Origin of the sequence: Pseudomonas sp. SG20052 (assembly GCF_031766055.1) — a bacterium.
Classification (GTDB): domain Bacteria; phylum Pseudomonadota; class Gammaproteobacteria; order Pseudomonadales; family Pseudomonadaceae; genus Aquipseudomonas; species Aquipseudomonas mandelii.
Genome location: NZ_CP134498.1, coordinates 946,394 through 966,289, shown reverse-complemented (window position 1 = coordinate 966,289; position 19,896 = coordinate 946,394). Strand labels below are relative to the sequence as shown.

Below are 19,896 nucleotides of genomic sequence, written 5' to 3'. Positions count from 1 at the left end.
AAGCGTTCAAAAAAGAGGCCGCATTGTCCGGGATTCAATCAACCTGCTCAAGCACGTAGCGATACCGTAGCCGACTCGCGTGCAACTCCCTATAATGCCGCCCCTATGGCTAAACAGAAGAAACACCCAACAGGGACCATCGCGCAAAACAAAAAGGCGCGACACGATTACTTCATCGAGCATAAGTTCGAGGCTGGTCTGGTCCTGGCCGGCTGGGAAGTAAAAAGTCTGCGGGCAAGCAAGCTGCAACTGGTTGACAGTTACGTGCTGCTCAAGGATGGCGAAGCCTGGCTGCTCGGCAGCCACATTACGCCGCTGATGACCGCCAGCACCCACGTCATCGCCGATCCGACCCGCACCCGCAAATTGTTGCTCAACCGCCGCGAGCTTGAAAAGCTGGCCGCCGCCGTGCAGCAAAAAGGCTATGCCTGCGTGTGCCTGTCCTGGTACTGGAGCAAGCACATGGTCAAGTGCGAGATCGCTCTGGGCAAGGGCAAGAAGGAATACGACAAGCGTGATACCGAACGCGAACGCGACGCCGGTCGCGAGTTGCAGCGTGCGGTGCGCAACAAGGGCAAGGAAGATTAATCTTTCGGTCTGATAATCGTTCCCACGCTCTGCGTGGAAATGCAGCAATGGACGTTCTGCGTCCGCTTTGTAACGCGGAGCGTCACGGGATGCATTCCAACGCGGAGCGGGGAACGATCATGGCTACATCCCCTTGCGCCGCTCCGCCCGGGCCATGCGCTGCACTTCCTGACGCACTTCTTCCAGCACTTCCTGCACATACAAAATATGTCGGCTGGAGACTTCTCGCGCCTGTTCCGCCCGCCCTTCGATAATCGCCAGGTACAACTCCCGATGTTGCGTGATCAGCATGTCGCGGGTTTCCGTGCGCTGCTTGTACATGCCGCCAATGTTGGTCACCACGTTGCGCTTGAGCAGATCGAACAGCCCGCGGATGGTGTGCAGCAACACAGCGTTGTGACTGGCTTCGGCAATCGCCAAATGAAATTTCGCATCCGCCGCGCCCTCTTCCGCCCGGCTCACCTCATCGTGACGCGTGTAGCAGTCCTGCAATTCATTGAATGCCGCCGTCAGTCGCTCGCGATCGACATCCGTGGCGCGCAGCGCCGCGTAATAGGCGCAGGACGCTTCCAGCGTATGACGAAATTCCAGCAGATCGCGCTGGGCTTCCGGGTTGCTTTCCAGCAGATGCAACAGTGGATCGCTGAAGGTTGAACCCAGCGACTCCACCACATAATTGCCGCCGCCCTGGCGACTGACCAACAAGCCTTTGGCCGCCAGTTTCTGAATCGCCTCGCGCAACGAGGGGCGTGATACGCCGAACTGCTCGGCCAACGCGCGCTCGGCCGGCAAGCGCTCGCCAGACTTCAACGTGCCTTCAAGGATCATCCCCTCGAGTTGCTCGACAATATCGTCAGACAAACGGCGCTGACGAATCTGATCAAACCCCATAACTCAATTCTCCACGGTCCCGACGGCTCGCCGGGCCCTCTATTCTGGCCTATCGGCGCTGTGCCAGCACCTACCAGACGGCATTTGTTAAAGCGGATCACGCCCACTATTCAGCACTTATTCGACAAAAGTTTTAGGGCGACAAATTGACACACCGCATACAAGGCTTTTACCCTAGCCAACAGCGATTGTAAATTGGTATTACCAATTATCCAAGAACGCTGACCAGTGCCTGACCAACAACAATTAGGGGCCACCCCATATGCAAACCTGGCAACAGCTCTATACCCCGCTCGGCAGCCTTGGCGTTTCCGCGCTCGCGGCCGTTATTCCCATCGTGTTTTTCTTCCTGGCGTTGGCGGTGTTCCGCCTCAAAGGCCATGTGGCCGGCAGCATCACCCTGGCGTTGTCCATCGCCGTTGCGATCTTTGCCTTCCAGATGCCGGTCGATATGGCCTTCGCCGCCGCAGGCTATGGCTTTGCCTACGGTCTGTGGCCGATTGCCTGGATCATTGTCGCGGCCGTGTTCCTCTACAAACTGACGGTCAAGAGTGGTCAGTTCGAAGTGATCCGCAGCTCGGTATTGTCGATCACCGACGACCAGCGTTTGCAGGTGCTGCTGATCGGTTTCTGCTTCGGTGCGTTCCTGGAAGGTGCCGCTGGTTTCGGTGCACCGGTAGCGATTACCGCCGCGCTGCTTGTAGGACTGGGCTTCAACCCACTGTACGCCGCTGGCCTGTGCCTGATCGCCAACACCGCGCCAGTGGCTTTCGGTGCCCTGGGGATTCCGATCATCGTGGCCGGGCAAGTGACCGGCATTGACGCGTTCAAGATCGGCGCCATGACCGGCCGCCAACTGCCGTTGCTGTCGCTGTTCGTGCCGTTCTGGCTGGTGTTCATGATGGACGGCCTGCGCGGCGTTCGGGAAACCTGGCCTGCTGCGCTGGTGGCCGGCTTGAGCTTTGCCATCACCCAATACTTCACGTCGAACTTCATCGGCCCTGAGTTGCCGGACATCACCTCGGCCCTGGCCAGCCTGATTTCCCTGACGCTGTTCCTGAAAGTCTGGCAGCCAAAACGCGCCGCCGGCCAACACATCGCCGGTGCCGTCTCGGCCTCCGTGGTGACCGCCAGCGCCGGCGGTTTCGGTCAGCCGCGCACCAGCGTGGCGTCGCCTTACAGCCTGTTTGAAATCGTCAAAGCCTGGTCGCCGTTCCTGATCCTCACCGTGCTGGTCACCATCTGGACCCTGAAACCGTTCAAGGCCATGTTCGCCGCCGGCGGTTCGATGTACAGCTGGGTGTTCAACTTCGCCATCCCGCACCTGGATCAGATGGTGATCAAGGTCGCACCGATCGTGACTGCGCCGACCGCCATTACAGCGGTGTTCAAACTCGATCCGATTTCCGCGACCGGCACGGCGATTTTCTTCTCCGCGCTGATCTCGATGCTGGTGCTGAAGATCAACATCAAAACTGGTCTTACCACTTTGAAAGAGACCTTCTACGAGCTGCGCTGGCCGATTCTGTCGATCGGCATGGTGTTGGCGTTCGCCTTCGTCACCAACTACTCAGGCATGTCTTCGACCATGGCACTGGTATTGGCAGGCACTGGCGCGGCATTCCCGTTCTTCTCACCATTCCTCGGCTGGCTGGGCGTGTTCCTGACCGGGTCCGATACCTCGTCCAACGCGCTGTTCAGTTCGTTGCAAGCAACCACCGCGCACCAGATCGGCGTGAGCGATGTGCTGTTGGTGGCGGCAAACACCAGCGGCGGCGTGACCGGCAAGATGATCTCGCCGCAATCGATCGCCGTGGCCTGCGCCGCCACCGGTCTGGTGGGCAAGGAATCGGACCTGTTCCGCTTCACCCTCAAGCACAGCCTGTTCTTTGCAACCATCGTCGGCCTGATCACCTACATCCAGGCCTACTGGCTCACTGGCATGTTGGTGCACTAGGGACTACAAGCCACATCGAAAAAACCGACGCCGGACCACGATTCCGGCGTCAGCTATTCACAACCCGGTCTGTAAGGCTGCTGAAAGTTTCCCTCTCTATATTCAGCAGCCTCAGCAGACGGATAACCGGGTCCACCCGGAGACACGCCTGATGAGCGAGCTTTTTTACAACGCCGTGCCGAATGCGACCCGCGTCGCCCCGCCACTGCCCGAGCCTCGGCAATACCCCAGCGAGAAACCGTCACGGGTCTACCTGTTCGGGACCTGCGTGGTGGACTTGTTCTACCCCGAGGCCGGGATGGACGCGATTCACTTGCTGGAACGCGAAGGTATCCGTGTCGAGTACCCGCAAGGGCAGAGCTGCTGCGGACAACCGGCCTACACCTCGGGTTACACCGAGCAGGCAAGGACCGTGGCGCGCTCGCAACTGGCGCTGTTCGCCGGGGATGACCCGGTGGTGGTGCCGTCGGGATCCTGTGCCGGGATGTTGCGCGAACACTACGCCGACTTGTTCAAAGACGAGCCGCAGACGTTGAAGCAGGTTCAGGCGCTGGCGGCCCGGACTTACGAACTGGCCGAGTTCCTGCTGTTTGTCTGCAAGGTGCAGCTCAAGGACGGCGGCGAGCCGGTAAAAGTGGCGTTGCACACCTCGTGTTCGGCACGGCGTGAAATGAACACCCACTTGCATGGTCGCGAGTTGTTGTCGCAACTGAGCAACGTGGAGCGCGTCGACCACAGCCACGAAAGTGAATGCTGTGGCTTTGGTGGAACGTTCAGCGTCCGTATGCCAGATATTTCCGGCGCGATGGTGGCTGACAAGACAAGGTCGTTGAAGGAATCCGGCGCACACAAGGTCCTCAGTGCCGATTGTGGTTGCCTGATGAACATCAACGGCTCGCTGGAGAAACAGAAGGAAGCGTTGCGCGGCCAACACCTGGCCAGTTTCCTTTGGCAGCGAACCGGAGGTGTTCTATGAACGCTTCCGCGATTATTCCTACGGTTGCCGTGGAAGAAGACTTTCGCACCCGGGCTCACAAGGCATTGGGTGACAAGCAGCTGCGAAACAACTTTCGTACTGCGATGGATTCTCTGATGACAAAACGGGCAGCGTCCTTCAGCGATGCCCATGAAAGAGAACATTTACGAGCGCTGGGCAATGCAGTCCGTGCCCGTGCGTTATCCAAGTTGCCCGACCTGCTCGAGCAGCTGGAACAGAACCTGACCCGCAACGGTGTGACAGTGCACTGGGCGGAAACGGTGGACGAGGCCAATGGCATCGTCCTATCGATCATCCGCGCTCACGAGGGGCGGCAAGTGATCAAGGGCAAATCGATGGTCAGCGAAGAGATGGAGATGAACCATGTCCTAGAAGCTCAAGGCATTGAATGCCTGGAGTCGGACATGGGGGAGTACATCGTCCAGCTCGATCACGAGAAGCCTTCACACATTATTATGCCGGCGATCCACAAGAATGCCGGTCAGGTCGCGTCCTTGTTCCACGACAAACTTGGCGTGGAGTACACCAAGGACGTTGACCAACTCATTCAGATCGGTCGCAAAGTCTTGCGACAGAAATTCTTCGAAGCGGACATCGGCGTTTCTGGCGTCAACTTCGCCGTGGCCGAAACCGGCACCTTGCTGCTGGTGGAAAACGAAGGCAACGGCCGCATGACCACCACGGTGCCGCCAGTGCACATCGCGGTGACCGGCATCGAAAAAGTCGTGGAAAACCTGCGCGACGTGGTCCCGCTGCTGTCGCTGTTGACCCGCTCGGCCCTCGGCCAGCCGATCACCACCTACGTCAACATGATCTCCGGCCCGCGCAAGGAACATGAACTCGACGGTCCGCAGGAAGTGCATCTGGTCCTGCTCGACAACGGTCGCAGCCAGGCCTTCGCCGACAGCGAATTGCGCCAGACCCTGAACTGCATCCGTTGCGGTGCTTGTATGAATCATTGCCCGGTGTACACCCGAATTGGCGGTCACGCCTATGGGGAGGTTTACCCTGGGCCTATCGGAAAAATCATCACCCCGCACATGGTCGGCCTGGCGAACGTCCCGGACCATCCGAGCGCATCGTCGCTCTGCGGTGCTTGCGGTGAAGTTTGCCCGGTAAAAATTCCGATCCCGGCACTGCTGCGTCGCCTGCGGGAAGAGAACGTCAAAGCCCCGGACAGTGCGCATCAAGTCATGCGCGGTCAGGGCAGCAAATATTCGCGCAAGGAACGTTTTATCTGGAACGCCTGGGCCAGACTCAACAGCTCGCCGACGCTGTATCGTCTGTTCGGCTTTGTCGCCACACGACTGCGTGCCCTGGCACCGAACAATGTTGGCCCGTGGACGCAAAACCACAGCGCACCGAAACCCGCTGCCCGCTCACTGCATGACATGGCCCGCGAGCATCTGGCCAAACAGGGAGATCGTTGATGAGCGCCAAGCAAAACATCCTCGCCAAGCTACGGAAAAGTCTGACAGGCACCACGCCCGTGCCCGACGAATTCGACGTCGAGCTGGTGACTGCGCCTTACACCTACACCGCCGAGCAACGCATCCCGCAATTGCGCAAACTGATGGAAGCGGTGCACACCGAGATCCACCTCACGTCCGGCGAAGGTTGGCCGGCGCTGCTCGCACAGTTGTTGCGAGACCGTCAGTTGCCGAGCTTGTTGATCGCGCCGACTACGCCTCATGGGCAACGCGTCACTCAACACTGGGCGAACAATCCTGATCTGCCTACACTCAAGTCCTACGACCGTCCGGTTGAAGAGTGGAAAGCCGAGCTGTTCAACGACACCCCGGCCAGCCTGACCACCACCCTCGGCGCAATTGCCGCCACCGGAAGTCTGATTCTCTGGCCAACACGGGAGGAACCGCGCTTGATGAGCCTGGTTCCGCCCGTGCATTTTGCCCTGCTGAAGGCCAGTGAAATTCGCGACAACTTCTATCAGGTCCAACAGGAATTCAACTGGGTGCAAGGCATGCCGACCAACGCCCTGCTGGTGTCCGGCCCGTCGAAAACGGCCGACATCGAGCAAGTCCTGGCCTACGGTGCGCACGGTCCGAAAGACCTGGTGGTTTTGATTCTGGAGGACCAATGACTCTACCGGCGGCTTTCCTGCGAGATGCGCAGCAACTGATCCCCCAAGAGCGGCGCTTCGACGACCCATTGTCGACATTGGCCTTTGGCACCGACGCCAGTTTTTATCGACTGATTCCGAAACTGGTGATCCGTGTCGAGTCCGAAGACGAAGTGGTGGCGCTACTGAAACTGGCGCAACGTGACCAGGTCCCGGTGACCTTCCGCGCGGCTGGTACCAGCCTGTCCGGCCAGGCCATCAGCGATTCGGTGCTGATCGTGCTTGGGGATAACTGGAACGGTCGCGAGATCCGCGGCCAAGGCACGCAAATCCGCCTGCAACCGGGCGTGATCGGCGCGCAGGCCAACGCCTGGCTGGCACCGTTCGGGCGCAAGATTGGTCCAGATCCGGCCTCGATCAACGCCTGCAAAATCGGCGGTATCGTCGCCAACAACGCCAGCGGCATGTGCTGCGGCACCGCGCAGAACACCTACCACACGCTGGCCGGTATTCGTCTGGTCCTGGCCGACGGCAGCCATCTCGATACCGAAGATGCGGAGAGCGTTGCCGCGTTTCACCAGAGCCACGCCGCGCTGCTTGAACGTCTGGCGACATTGGGCCGCGAAACCCGCGCCAATGCCGAACTGGCTGCGAGAATCCGCCACAAGTACCGCCTGAAAAATACCACCGGCCTGTCACTCAATGCGCTGGTGGATTTTGACGAGCCTGTGGATATCTTGAGCCATTTGTTGGTGGGCTCCGAAGGCACGCTCGGCTTCATCAGCGCGGTGACCTACGACACGGTCATCGACCACCCGAACAAGGCTTCGGCGCTGATCGTGTTTCCGGATGTGGAGACCTGCTGCAACGCCGTCACCGTGCTGAAAAGCCAGCCAGTGTCCGCCGTGGAACTGCTGGACCGTCGCAGCCTGCGCTCGGTGCAGGACAAACCCGGCATGCCCGCTTTCGTACAACAGCTGTCGAACAATGCCTGCGCCTTGCTGATCGAATCCCGCGCAGCATCGTCCACTTTGCTACAGGAACAACTGGCGCAGATCATGGCGTCGTTGACTTCTTTCCCGGTGGAAAAACAAGTCGACTTCACCGAGGACCCAGTTGAAAACGCTCGACTTTGGGCTATCCGCAAAGACACCTTCCCTGCCGTCGGTGCGGTGCGCAAAACCGGCACCACGGTGATCATCGAAGACGTGACGTTTCCGGTGGAACAGTTGGCCATTGGCGTTAACCGCCTGATCGAGCTGTTCGACAAACACCACTACGACGAGGCGATCCTCTTCGGCCATGCCCTGGAAGGCAATCTGCACTTCGTCTTCACCCAAGGCTTCAACAACCCGGAAGAAGTCGCACGCTACCAGGCATTCATGGACGACGTGGCGCAGTTGGTGGCGGTGGAGTTTGGCGGATCGTTGAAGGCCGAGCACGGCACCGGCCGCAACATGGCGCCCTTTGTCGAGCTGGAATGGGGCAGCGATGCCTATCAACTGATGTGGCAACTCAAACGGCTGCTCGACCCTAACGGCATCCTCAACCCGGACGTGGTGCTCAGCGAAGATCCGCAGATCCACCTCAAGCACCTGAAACCGCTGCCGGCCGCCGACGAGATTGTGGATAAGTGCATCGAGTGCGGTTTCTGCGAACCGGTCTGCCCGTCGAAAGGACTGACCCTGAGCCCGCGCCAGCGCATCGTGATCTGGCGCGATATTCAGGCGAAGAAACGCGCAGGCGTCGACACCGCCGAACTTGAAGCCGCCTACGAATACCAAGGCATCGACACCTGCGCCGCCACCGGTTTGTGTGCGCAACGTTGCCCTGTAGGCATCAACACTGGCGAGCTGGTGAAAAAGCTTCGCGGCCGCAAGGCGACGCATACGAAAACCGCCAACTGGCTTGAAGGCAATTTCGCCACGGCACTGCAAGGCGCGCGTTTCACCCTGCATGTCGCCAACGGTGCGCGGATGCTGCTGGGCGCACCGCGCCTGGCGAAGCTGTCGGCGACGTTGACCAAGTTGTCCAAAGGTCAGGTCCCGCAATGGACCAACGCTATGCCGCAGCCAGAAAAAGCCATTCGTTTCAGCCCGGTCGTATCGGACCAACGCCCTCGTGTGGTGTATCTGGCGGCGTGCGTCTCGCGGGTCATGGGCCCGGCGGCGGGTGATAAAGAGCAGATGTCGCTGCACGACAAAACCCGTGGGCTGCTGGAAAAAGCCGGTTACCAGGTCGTCTTTCCCGACAATCAGGACAGCCTCTGCTGCGGTCAGCCATTTGCCTCCAAAGGTTATGCGGAACAGGCCGAGCACAAACGTCAGGAACTGATCGGCGCATTGCTGCACGCCAGTCGCGGCGGGCTCGATCCGATCTATTGCGACACCAGCCCGTGCACGTTACGGCTGGTTCAGGATTTGGGCGAAGTCCGACTCGACCTTTACGACCCGGTGCGATTCATCCGTACGCATTTGATGGATCGCCTGGATTTCACACCGCAGGAAGCGCCGATCGCGGTGCACGTCACTTGCAGCACCCAGCACCTTGGCGAGAGTCAGGCGCTGATTGATCTGGCGCGTAAATGCAGCAAAAACGTGGTCATTCCAGAGGGCATTCACTGCTGTGGTTTTGCAGGGGACAAGGGCTTCACCACCCCCGAACTGAACGCTCACTCACTGCGCAGCCTGAAAGACGCCGTGCAGTTCTGCGCAGAAGGCATTTCCACCAGCCGCACCTGCGAAATCGGCCTGAGCCAACATGGCGGGATCGACTATCACGGTCTGGTTTACTTGGTGGATCGTGTGACGCAAGTGCGTCCGGCTTGAGGGCACTTTGGTGAAAATGGGGCGATTTCGCCCCTTTTTCATGCACTGCTGTTGCGCCAATCTTCTCGACACGCCTTCAAAAAAAAACCGAACTCCAGCATGCGGCTATAGTCATTTAGCTAGGCCCTGTGAACGGGCTTATAACCACCTCGGCCAGCAGCCTACTTCACCGGCAGCACCGAGCCCTCATGCGCAAGGAGATACCCATGAAGCACTCTGCAATTGCTGGATTGTTCATCACCACCGCACTGTTGGCCTCGCCGGTGTTTGCGGCAGATAAAGACCTTTGCAAACAAAACATAAGCCAAATTCAGCAGGTACTGGACTCTGATCCCGCCACATCAGAAAACGCCAAGGACAACGTACAAGCCGGTTTGGACAAAGCAAAAGCAGCCCAAGCCGCAGGGGACGACAAGGGGTGCGTTGGAATCACTAGCGGTTTGCTTGAGAAAATTCAAACGCGAAACCCAACCAACAAGTAATCCCGTGTGACCAGGCCAACCTTCGGGTTGGCCTTATCCACCGCGGTGGCGCACACGGCGCGGGCGTGTTGCTCACTTTGAATCACAGAGCAACAGGCTCGGGGCCGTTCAGGATTTGACGCCGGTTGAATCAGCTGAAACTTACACAACCCCACCCGCGATACAGAGGCAATTGCCCCCATTTTTAGTGCCACTGCACCCATCGACTATCAAACAGCTTTTTCATAGCCATTCTGAAAAAACCGAATTTCTGCGCAGTGTCGTAGTCTTTTAGGTAGGCCCCAATCAATCGTGGCTTATTTTTCGGACTCGCCCGAGCCGCCCGCTCATACGGCAGCACCGAGACCATCAGTACAAGGAGATATCCATGAAACGTACCGCACTCGCGGGTTTGTTCATGTCTGCTGCAGTGTTGGCCTCTCCCGTATTTGCAGCGGACAACGACCTTTGCACGAGCAAACTGCAGGAACTCGAAGCCAAAGTGAATGCGCTACCAGCGACCTCCACCAACGCACCGGAGATCAAAAGACTGCTGGCCAGCGCCAAAACTTCAAAAGCCGCCGGGGACGACAAAAAATGCGCCACCGAGGCCATCCAGGCATTGGCGCTGACAAACTGAGCAACGAACCCAACCAGTAACCACTCGCGGCCAACCTTCGGGTTGGCCTTCTCACGCGTGTTGGCGTACAATGCGCAGGCTTGTTGCTCACTTTGATTCACCGAGCAACAGGCTCGGGGCCGTTTAGGATTCGACGCCGGTTGCGAAACTTTAGGTGCATGCCGAGTTGGTAACAGAACTCGTAAATCCACTGTTGCAACTTTCTATAGTTGCCAATGACGAAACCTACGGGGAATACGCTCTCGCTGCGTAAGCAGCCTTAGCCCTTCCCTCCTGGTACCTTCGGGTCCAGCAATCATCAGGGGATGTCTGTAAACCCAAAGTGATTGTCATATAGAACAGAATCGCCGTGCAGTACGTTGTGGACGAAGCGGCTAAAACTTACACAACTCGCCCAAAGCACCCTGCCCTTCGGGTCGCTGAGGGTTAACTTAATAGAAACGGCTACGCATGTAGTACCGACAGCGGAGTACTGGCGGACGGGGGTTCAAATCCCCCCGGCTCCACCATTTCATCATCTAAAGACGTCCACGGACGTCTTTTTTTGTGCCTGAAATCCAGTGAATATGGGGGTTTCAGGGGCTGCGGGGGGCTTTCCAGGTTTTTTGAGTTCCAGGCGGCTTGGTATTCCCAATGGTATTCCCGGCTACCCGGCGCTAATCTTGGGAATACCAAAAGGTGTCATGGAGTACTTCTCATGTGCGCTCAAACCACCCGCCTCTCCGACCGCCAGCTCAAGGCGGTCAAACCGAAAGACAAGGATTACGTCCTCACCGATGGCGACGGGCTCCAGCTGCGAGTCAGGGTCAATCGCTCGATGCAGTGGAATTTCAACTACCCGCATCCAGTAACCAAGAACCGAATCAACATGGCACTCGGCTCCTATCCCGAGGTTTCTCTTGCGCAAGCCAGGAAGAAAACCGTTGAGGCCAGAGAGCTGCTTGCACAGGGCATCGACCCCAAAGCTCAGCGTAATGAATTGCAGGAAGCCAAACGAGCGGAAACGGAACATACGTTCGAGAACGTAGCCACCGCGTGGTTCGAATTGAAGAAGGATTCCGTCACCCCGGCGTATGCCGAAGACATCTGGCGCTCACTCACGTTGCATGTATTTCCGAGCATGAAATCAACGCCGTTATCAGAAGTGAATGCCCCGATGGTCATCAAGCTCCTTAGGCCGATTGAGGCCAAAGGTAGCCTCGAGACCGTGAAGCGGGTAAGCCAGCGCCTTAACGAGATCATGACCTACGGGGTCAATTCCGGAATGATCTTTGCCAACCCTCTCAGCGGCATTCGAGCGGTCTTCAAGAAACCCAAAAAAGAGAACATGGCCGCGCTACCAGCTGATGAGCTTCCCGAGCTCATGATGGAAATCGCGAACGCCAGCATCAAACGGACGACCCGCTGCCTGATCGAATGGCAGCTGCACACCATGACCCGCCCCTCCGAAGCGGCGACCACCCGATGGGCAGATATCGACTTCGAAAAACGCATCTGGACCATCCCTCCGGAGCGAATGAAAAAGCGTCGTCCGCACACCATCCCGCTGACCGAACAGGCACTCGCGTTACTGGAGGCACTCAAGCCCCACAGTGGTCACAGGGAATACGTGTTCCCGGCAGATAGAAACCCGCGCACCCATGCCAACAGTCAGACTGCCAACATGGCGTTGAAACGCATGGGCTTCCAGGACCGCTTGGTCAGCCACGGCATGCGTTCCATGGCCAGCACCATCCTGAACGAGCATGGGTGGGATCCTGAGCTGATAGAAGTCGCGCTGGCGCATGTCGACAAGAATGAGGTGCGGAGCGCCTACAACCGAGCCGACTACATCGAACGCCGGCGTCCGATGATGGCCTGGTGGAGTGAGCATATTCAGAAGGCGGCCACCGGCAGCCTGTCGGCATCTGCGATAAATCAAACCAGGGAGCGCAACGTAGTGCCGATACGCTGAGGGTTCAAGGGATGGCGCAGGTAGCCACAAATGACGCCCCAGATAGAGTGACCGTTCTGTTGGCGACAGCGGCGACACCGGTGACAACCCTCGTAATCCGTAGCGTGCAGCATGGAGACAGAAGTGGCACCAGTCGCCATGCCGCATGCTTACGCTCCTCCGGCCAAAAACGCTTCCCATCAAGCTCCATTTGCCCACACCAGCACTTGATGGCAGCTCAACCAAATATTCCTATCAGGAACACTAAAATGAACAAAGGGAATATTCTATTGACCAAAGAGAACTCATAAGCTATATTTTTTTCGTACCTAACAAAACGACGTGAGGTGAACATGATTAACAACGACAGTAAAGTAACGACCTTTTCTACTATTACTCTTCTGATCCTCAAGGAACTCCGCCTTGAGCGCAATATCCATCAAGCGCAGATTGCAGAAATGTGCAATAGAACCCCTAGCGCGTGGACAAAAATTGAAACTGGGCGAAGCCCTCTTACGATGGAGATATTGTTCAGAGTATGTACGGGACTTGGCGTACTCTCATCTACGGTTCTCTCGGCAATGGAGCGCTATGCAACTTTACTTAGCCAGAATGGCTGGGCCGTCATATCTAAAGACTTAGACTTTAATGAGGATCTGCTTTTAAAAGAAGCTCAAGACTATTACTCTTCGGTAGGCTTTCGCTCGCGCCCAATCGCACAGCAGTGGGGCTACAACTCAGTATTAAGCGGCCCTATCTACAACGCTAACGGCACAGTCACCCCGATAGCTGTCTTCTGGTTCGCATTAGACCCTATCTATAAAGAGCAACAATTAAAGTCAAATGCGGGACATACAGCTATATATTGATCACGACAGTATATCGTCTACGCCATCATTGACCCAGACGCCCAAGAACCGTTCTACGTCGGCGAAACCAGGGAGTTTCTCCGACGCCATCGAACCCACATCAGAATTGCGAGTGAACGCCCGAAATGAGCCGCTGCCAAAGTCATCCGGGTCCTCACTAAGGGACAGGAATCCATATTTATGGCTTCTGAGTTATGTAAGCGTTCCGCGGATAGGCCTTTCTGAAGCTATCGCTTACGGCGGCGGTGTGCTCCTATTTAGGTAGGAGCCGTATTTTGCCCAAACAGGCGAATGCCATGCGCCAAGGAACCTCTCATCCCAAGCCATTCAAAACACAGGTCGTCCAGGAATCCCTGAACGGCTTCGCAGCTTCGCCGGCCCCACATGTCCATGCCTTGAAAGAAATCGGGATTCGCGCGGTACCAACATCCAAGACAACCTGAGCTAAGATGTTTTCACACGTCAGTGCCGTCTAGGACATAAGTGCAGCATGAACCTTCAATCGCTTGGCGAAAAATTACAGCGCTATCGGAACCAGTTGGAAGCCACGGAAGAAGACGTGGCCAAAGACACGGCGATCTCAGTGGATCGCCTGAGTGAAATCGAACTGGGCGTTGTTGAGCCGACGGGTGACGAAATTCTCATCCTCGCCGACTTCTATCGATGTGACTTCAAGTTTTTCATTTCCAACGAGCAGGTTGCCCCGTTCGAGCAGACGGAGACCCTGTACAGGGCACACGGCAAAGAATTCTCGAAAGCAGATCGCGCGGCCATCCAGGAGTTTTTGTACCTTTGCGACACGGAGCAGTTCCTAACCCAAGAACTGCATGGCACATCCCAGGAGTTCTCCTTCGCGCCTACTGGAACCTACTTCAAAGGGCATGCGCAAGATGCGGCCAAGGCGCTGCGTAAAGTGATGGGTCATGGTGAAAGACAAGTGCCTCTGGACGTTTATGCCGAGTTCCGATCGGTAGGCGTCCACGTGTTCCGAAGAAAGCTTTCCAACTCCAAAATCTCGGGCGTTTTCATCCAACATCCCACCGCAGGAAAATGCATCCTGGTCAACTACACCGAAGACGTCTATCGACAACGCTTCAGTGCTGCCCACGAGATGGCTCACGCCATCTTCGACAGTCATGAAGGCGCGAGTGTGACACTGCAGGGAGACGGGGCAGATATGCGCGAGGTGCGCGCGAACCGTTTCGCATCCTGCTATCTCATGCCTGAGGAGGTCATCCGCCAGCTGCCAGATCCTTCTGGCTGGTCGGAAAGTGATACACAGCTCTGGGCCAATAAATTCCGAGTGAGCTGTGATGCCTTGGGGATAGCCGTCAAGGAGGCGCGACTAGTCGATAACGACACAAGTCGGCGTATTCGCCAGTATCGCGTTCCGAAAGAGGCAAAGGTCGATCCCGAGCTCCCTGAACGACTCACTCCTGAGCAGCGCGCTAGAAAGGCTAGCCTGCTTACACGAGGCTTGTCCGATCACTACGTCGGCCTATGCCTGGACGCTTACAGCCAAGATCTGATAAGCCTGGGCCGACTATCGGAAGCCCTGCTTTGTGGCTACGCAGAGCTTGCGGGGATAGCAAAACTTTACGGACGAACCCTTCATGGCCATTGATCCTTCCAGCTTTCACCGTATTAATGTGGCAGACACCTGTTCGGTCTGGAATGTATTGTCATCTATCCGCCTGTATGCGGCAGCGCGGGAAGCGAATTGCGAGTTCTGCATGACCGCATTTGTGCATTACGAGTGCTTGGTCAAGCCTCGCACGAACCCTACCGAGGCTGATCTGGAGCTCAGGGAACGGCTCAAACGTGAGCAGCAGCGAGGCAGATTCCAGGCTCACTCCTGCACTATCAATGATCTTCAGGCAATTGCAGATTTGGAAAACCGAAAGCGGCTTGGCAAGGGTGAGTTGTCATCCATCGCTTTCGCAATGAGCATCAGGCAAGCCTTCATCACCGATGATAAGAAAGCGCGCAAGCTATCCGTAGATGTAGGTAACACGCTTACCCAGACGACCCCTCACCTGCATTCTTGGCTCATCTTCAAAAACTTGCTAACCGATACCGACCACGGCACCGTGACCAGCCAGCACCAGTCTATGGGCGGCACTTTAGGGCCACATTTCAATACCGCTTACGATCTCGCGCTTCAGTACCGGTACAACATGAATCGTGGCGTCAGCCTTGCGTCAACCGGAAGCAGCTCACCACCCGTATCTCCTACTGGCCTCCCCCCAGCCCAGAGCAATCCGGATGCCTGACACAGAAACCAAGCCGGCGCCCAGTTACCTTTCTGCATTTGAGCCGAAACCATCTGGGGATGATCACGCCAAAGTGTGTGGAACCATGCTCCTCTACTTAGGAATGCCGCTTGTACCTGCTGATGACTTGCCGTCAGCCGTGGCAGATGAGGACGTCGAAGGGCCTCAGTTTGCTTAGGCTGTCACGTCTCACGCCGGCCTCTACGATACCCACACCCTCAGTCGTAGCCCTAGCTGTAAACCATTTTTCAAAGCTGTAAACCTATGTGGTTAACGGCGCAAAACAGGTTTACAGAAGCCCTATGGGACTCTGCGCGCTGAGTCTGCTGGTATTAGAAACGTTGGTGCAGGAAAATCGTCGAAGCCAAGGAGGCCGAGCAGACGGCATCCGCACTGTCCCAATAACCAAAGGGAAGGTGCGTTCACCGGCCGCATACGCCGATCCCGCTCTTATGCTTTCCCGGCCAAGCCCCTGCGCATGGGAAGGCTCCGCATTCCCATGCGCAGGGGCTCATATTAAAACCCGACGAACGACCACCCGACTATGGAAAACCACCGGATTCCAAGGTCTTCCAGCGCTACCGATTGGCGCAAGAGCCGCCCCCAAAATACTGTTGACCGCGAGCAGATCGAGCGCTAAACCAGAACTGTACAAGCGCTGTCCTCGACAGCACCCAAGTAGCCAGAACCTTTGAGGCTACGCCACATTGTGGGTGGTTCACCCCAAGTGCGATTAGCGTCCGGCGGCTCGCACGGTCACAGCAATGTGATGGATGCCATTTTTTCCAGTATGCCCACTGCGGCAACTCATGCCCCCTCCTGGCTGCTCTGCAGCAACTTATTCGCTTGGCCATTTCTTGCGCCAACCTGTTGCCCGTCTCTTTGCCCCTAAAGAGACGGGCGCATCTCACACTGCTGCAGCCCTGCTCGCACGGGCCTTTGCGGCTTTCCCCCTTGTGACAATCGGCGTGACAAACACCGAATGCTCACTCGCCACAGCGATGCCGATGATGGTGCCGCAGCCCAAGGAATGGACTGCACCTGACTGACAATCAGGCATGCCCCAGTCATCGCCTCACTGCCTTCACCTGACTCAGGATCTCGCGGCACCGGTCTCGTCAGCCAGTGCAGCCTCCACCCGCCCACTTCTTCGGAGGTGTTCAGGAGGCCAGATCATGAGATGCCCAAGCTCCCAGCCGTAAGGAGCCGTCAGTCCCGCGTAAGTGGACAAACCTCACAGGTCGCAGGGGGCTTGATCCCTGATAACACTCAACAACCGTGGCGGGATGAGTGAGGACGAAGTCGATAATTTCAGGAGAATAGCGATGCAACTGTGCGAAGCGTTCGAGCCCCCACAACCATTGCTGGAGTACCAGCAGGCGCCACTGCCCTACCCGGTCGATGCACTCGGGGATCTGTTGGGCCCTGCGGTCGAACGACTGGCTGAGGTGATCGGCGTTCCCTGCGCCATGGCGGCACAATCGGTGCTGGCCAGCGCGGCCCTGGTGAGCCAGGGCCATGCCAATGTCCAACTCGATGGCCGAACCTATCCGCTGTCCCTCTACCTCCTGACGGTGGCGTCCTCGGGTGATCGTAAAAGCGCGGTGGATCAACTGGCCCTGAAGGCGGCGCGCGACTGGGAACGACAGCAGTGGACCCTATATGCGGAAAAGCTCAAAACCTATCGCGCCGCTACCAGCATCATGGCCAAACCCAAAGCCTCAAAGACGCCCTCGGAGGCGGAAGGCAGCAAACTATCTGAGCCGGCACCGCCAAGATTGATCATTGCCGAGCCGACCATTGAGGCCCTGGTCAAAAGCCTGTGCCAGGGTTTGCCCAGCATGGGCTTGTTTAATGATGAAGGTGGACAGTTCTTGGGTAGCAGCACCATGAGCAAAGAGAATCTGCTCAAGGCGATCACCACCTTATCGACATTGTGGGATGGCAGCCCGATCGACCGGGCGCGTTCCATGGCCGGAGAAAGCCTGCGCGCCTATGACCGCCGCCTCAGTCTGCATCTGATGCTGCAGCCCTACCTGGCCAACCAACTGTTCAAAGACCCGGTGATCAATGGCCAAGGCATCCTCGGCCGTTGCCTGATCAGTTGGCCCGAGCGCCTGGCTGGCCAGCGACTCTACAAGGCAATCGACCTGACCCGAGATGCCAAAGTCCAGGGCTACCAACAGCGGATCACCGCCCTGCTGCAAAAGCCCTGGTCGCTTCACAAGGATGGCTCACTCAATCCCGCCATGCTCAAGCTGACTGCCCGTGCCCGTCGTGCCTGGATTGATATTCACGACACCATTGAGTGCCAGTCTGGCGAGTTCGGCGAGCTAGCCGGCGTCCAGCCTTTCGCGGGCAAAGCCCCGGCGAATGTGCTGCGCATCGCGGGCGTGCTGGCCATGGTTGAAGAGGCCAGTGCGTTGGACGAAGGACACATCCAGCGCGCTTCCACGTTGATGGATTACTACCTGGCCGAGATCCAGCGTTTGACCGAACAGGAGCCGGTCAATAGCCGATGCGAAGAAGCGGATCGGCTGCTGCGCTGGCTGGTACAGAAAGGCTGGACCCACTTCAGCATTCGCGACGTCAATCGCAACGGCCCTCGCTTTGCCCGCAAGAGCGCCGACCATACCGCCTCTTTATTAGTCGTACTGATCACTCATCGCTGGCTGAGCAGCCGCGACGGCAAAACTTTCGAGGTCCGCCATGTTTCGCCTCAATGACGCGGTGCGCCGCTACCAGGCGCAACATCAACCGCCGCCAGAATCGCGACGTGTCGCCACCCTGTCGCCACGTGCCAGGCCAGAAACGACGCGGGTTGTCGCCACTGTCGCCGCTGTCGCCACGCCACCAATTGCCCCTGCCAGCCTCGCCCTGCTGATCGAGCAACTGCGTGAGGAAGGTGCACTGCTGCAACACCACGAAAACACCCTCCTGATCCGCCCGACACACTGGCAGCAAGTGGACAGGCTCAGTCCCCACTGGAAAGCCCTGCTGCTCTTTCTGCAAGACAACGAAAATGGTGATGATGATGTCCTTGGTCGGTCGGCGTGAGGGTCGCAACTTTGGCTATGGCCGCCAGCTGAGCTACGCCGGCCCACAAGCGCTAAAGGATCTGTTTGCCGGCGGCCGCTTCGCCACGGTCAAAGCGCATAGCGATCGCTGGCAAGCGTTCGTGCGTTGGTGTCGGTCAGAGGACGGCCCCGGTTACAACGATGCACGCCAGATCGATCGACAGACGCTGCAAGACTACGCCGCGTATCTGCGTCATCAGATCCAGCAAGGTGAACTCTGCATCGCCACCGCGCAGAATCGCCTGAGCAGCGTCAACCGCACCCTCGCTGTGCTGCGCGGTGATCAGGACGTGAGGATCGCCAGCCCGAGCCAGGCGTTAGGACAGCAGCGCTCGACCGTACGCACCCGCGCGCCGGATGGCCAGGACCGCCAACAGGTTCAACGAGTCGTGGAGGTACTGGGCGAACAGCGACACGAGCGGGTGGCCGCGATTGTCCGCTTGGCCCGAGCAACCGGCATGCGCCTGCGCGAAGCGATCCTGGCTGACCTGCCACGACTGCACCGCGAAGCCGAACACTTAGGCCGCATCAACATCCAGGACGGCACCAAAGGCGGCCGCTCAGGGGCATCAGCGCCGCGATGGGTTGTGGCCAATGAAGCGGTGAAGGCGGCGCTGCAATTGGCCCGTCATGCGTCGCCGCCCCGCAGCCGCAACTTGCTGGCCCGAGACGAAAGCTACGCCGCGTTTCTGCATCGGGCTGTACTCCCCGCCCGTGAAACGCTGCATGAACACGGGCTGAAGGGTTTCCATGAACTGCGAGCGGCCTACGCCTGCGAGCGTTACGAACAGCTCACTGGCCACTCCGCACCGGTCAATGGTGGACAGTGCTATCGCATTGACCGCGACCTTGATCAGCAGGCGCGCCAACAAATCAGCCTTGAGCTCGGGCATAACCGAATCGATGTAGTGTCGGCGTACATTGGAGGCCGATCATGAGCAAACCGTTTGATATGGGTTTGTTCCTGAGCGGCGTACTGACCGGCTCGAAGACAACCCAGCAACGACACCTAAGGCAAGCCCGAGCAATGCAAGCGGCCATTCAACAACGATGGCAGCGAGATAATCCCTGGACCTGGCAGCGCAAGCATGTGTGCTGGTTCCTGGCTCACCATCTGAAGGGCCATTCCGATGCTACCCGGTATTACTATCAACTCACGGCCCTATTGGTCTGGAGGCGATTAGGGAATGACCGAGAATTGCTGATCGGTCGCTCGACTAGTCACGTATAGGCAGCCCTCTAGGCTCACTTGTCCGCCTTCAACAACCTCAGCGTGGAATATTTAATCGCCGCAACACTGAA

At 57.8% G+C, this 19,896-nt stretch carries 17 protein-coding genes and 1 other RNA gene; 17 read left to right on the top strand and 1 reads right to left on the bottom strand.

Annotated elements, in window-relative coordinates:
* Window positions 1-105 precede the first annotated feature (105 nt).
* Window positions 106-588: an SsrA-binding protein SmpB gene (gene smpB / locus RHP74_RS04260; RefSeq protein WP_007900551.1), complete on the top strand. Its 483-nt coding sequence runs from the start codon at window positions 106-108 to the stop codon at window positions 586-588.
* Between the two features lie 123 nt (window positions 589-711).
* Here smpB and RHP74_RS04255 read toward each other — a convergent pair whose 3' ends face one another.
* Complete coding sequence (locus RHP74_RS04255) at window positions 712-1,479, bottom strand: GntR family transcriptional regulator (protein WP_010463546.1); 768 nt, start codon at window positions 1,477-1,479, stop codon at window positions 712-714.
* 262 nt (window positions 1,480-1,741) lie between these two features.
* On the opposite strand from RHP74_RS04255, the gene RHP74_RS04250 reads away from it, so the two are divergent.
* The 16 genes from RHP74_RS04250 (at window position 1,742) to RHP74_RS04175 (ending at window position 19,825) form a co-directional block, all read left to right on the top strand.
* Complete coding sequence (locus RHP74_RS04250; RefSeq protein ID WP_077747381.1) at window positions 1,742-3,436, top strand: lactate permease LctP family transporter; 1,695 nt, start codon at window positions 1,742-1,744, stop codon at window positions 3,434-3,436.
* Window positions 3,437-3,587: 151 nt separating this feature from the next.
* Window positions 3,588-4,412 (top strand): (Fe-S)-binding protein, encoded by an 825-nt coding sequence (locus RHP74_RS04245; RefSeq protein WP_311097998.1) that lies wholly within the window; start codon window positions 3,588-3,590, stop codon window positions 4,410-4,412.
* Window positions 4,409-5,863: a LutB/LldF family L-lactate oxidation iron-sulfur protein gene (locus RHP74_RS04240; RefSeq protein WP_010463552.1), complete on the top strand. Its 1,455-nt coding sequence runs from the start codon at window positions 4,409-4,411 to the stop codon at window positions 5,861-5,863. The genes RHP74_RS04245 and RHP74_RS04240 overlap by 4 nt, the downstream gene beginning before the upstream one ends.
* Window positions 5,863-6,534: a lactate utilization protein C gene (locus RHP74_RS04235; protein ID WP_311097994.1), complete on the top strand. Its 672-nt coding sequence runs from the start codon at window positions 5,863-5,865 to the stop codon at window positions 6,532-6,534. The genes RHP74_RS04240 and RHP74_RS04235 overlap by 1 nt, the downstream gene beginning before the upstream one ends.
* Window positions 6,531-9,341 carry an FAD-binding and (Fe-S)-binding domain-containing protein gene (locus RHP74_RS04230; RefSeq protein ID WP_311097992.1) on the top strand — a complete coding sequence of 937 codons (2,811 nt, stop codon included), beginning with the start codon at window positions 6,531-6,533 and terminating at the stop codon, window positions 9,339-9,341. The genes RHP74_RS04235 and RHP74_RS04230 overlap by 4 nt, the downstream gene beginning before the upstream one ends.
* 206 nt (window positions 9,342-9,547) lie before the next feature.
* Window positions 9,548-9,823, top strand: coding sequence for a hypothetical protein (locus tag RHP74_RS04225; protein ID WP_083375056.1), 276 nt, complete (start codon window positions 9,548-9,550; stop codon window positions 9,821-9,823).
* A gap of 367 nt (window positions 9,824-10,190) precedes the next feature.
* A complete protein-coding gene (locus RHP74_RS04220; protein WP_010463560.1) occupies window positions 10,191-10,442 on the top strand; it encodes a hypothetical protein in 252 nt (83 codons plus the stop codon).
* A 115-nt stretch (window positions 10,443-10,557) separates the two neighbouring features.
* Window positions 10,558-10,951, top strand: a transfer-messenger RNA (tmRNA) gene (gene ssrA, locus RHP74_RS04215).
* A 188-nt stretch (window positions 10,952-11,139) separates the two neighbouring features.
* Entirely contained in the window at window positions 11,140-12,396 is a 1,257-nt protein-coding gene (locus RHP74_RS04210; protein ID WP_311097989.1) for an integrase domain-containing protein, read from the top strand.
* A 332-nt stretch (window positions 12,397-12,728) separates the two neighbouring features.
* Window positions 12,729-13,244 carry a helix-turn-helix transcriptional regulator gene (locus RHP74_RS04205; RefSeq protein ID WP_311097987.1) on the top strand — a complete coding sequence of 172 codons (516 nt, stop codon included), beginning with the start codon at window positions 12,729-12,731 and terminating at the stop codon, window positions 13,242-13,244.
* Between the two features lie 490 nt (window positions 13,245-13,734).
* Window positions 13,735-14,868 carry an XRE family transcriptional regulator gene (locus RHP74_RS04200; RefSeq protein WP_311097986.1) on the top strand — a complete coding sequence of 378 codons (1,134 nt, stop codon included), beginning with the start codon at window positions 13,735-13,737 and terminating at the stop codon, window positions 14,866-14,868.
* Window positions 14,858-15,517 (top strand): hypothetical protein, encoded by a 660-nt coding sequence (locus RHP74_RS04195; protein ID WP_252879409.1) that lies wholly within the window; start codon window positions 14,858-14,860, stop codon window positions 15,515-15,517. The genes RHP74_RS04200 and RHP74_RS04195 overlap by 11 nt, the downstream gene beginning before the upstream one ends.
* 1,325 nt (window positions 15,518-16,842) lie before the next feature.
* The gene (locus RHP74_RS04190; RefSeq protein WP_223508465.1) at window positions 16,843-18,243 is read left to right on the top strand and encodes a YfjI family protein; all 1,401 of its coding nucleotides are present in this window, start codon (window positions 16,843-16,845) and stop codon (window positions 18,241-18,243) included.
* Window positions 18,227-18,574, top strand: coding sequence for a hypothetical protein (locus RHP74_RS04185; RefSeq protein ID WP_223508466.1), 348 nt, complete (start codon window positions 18,227-18,229; stop codon window positions 18,572-18,574). Before RHP74_RS04190 ends, RHP74_RS04185 begins: the two co-directional genes overlap by 17 nt.
* Window positions 18,552-19,532: an integrase domain-containing protein gene (locus RHP74_RS04180; protein WP_311100424.1), complete on the top strand. Its 981-nt coding sequence runs from the start codon at window positions 18,552-18,554 to the stop codon at window positions 19,530-19,532. Before RHP74_RS04185 ends, RHP74_RS04180 begins: the two co-directional genes overlap by 23 nt.
* On the top strand, window positions 19,529-19,825 hold the full coding sequence (locus RHP74_RS04175; RefSeq protein ID WP_223508467.1) for a hypothetical protein: 297 nt from the start codon (window positions 19,529-19,531) through the stop codon (window positions 19,823-19,825). Before RHP74_RS04180 ends, RHP74_RS04175 begins: the two co-directional genes overlap by 4 nt.
* The last annotated feature ends 71 nt before the right edge of the window (window positions 19,826-19,896 follow it).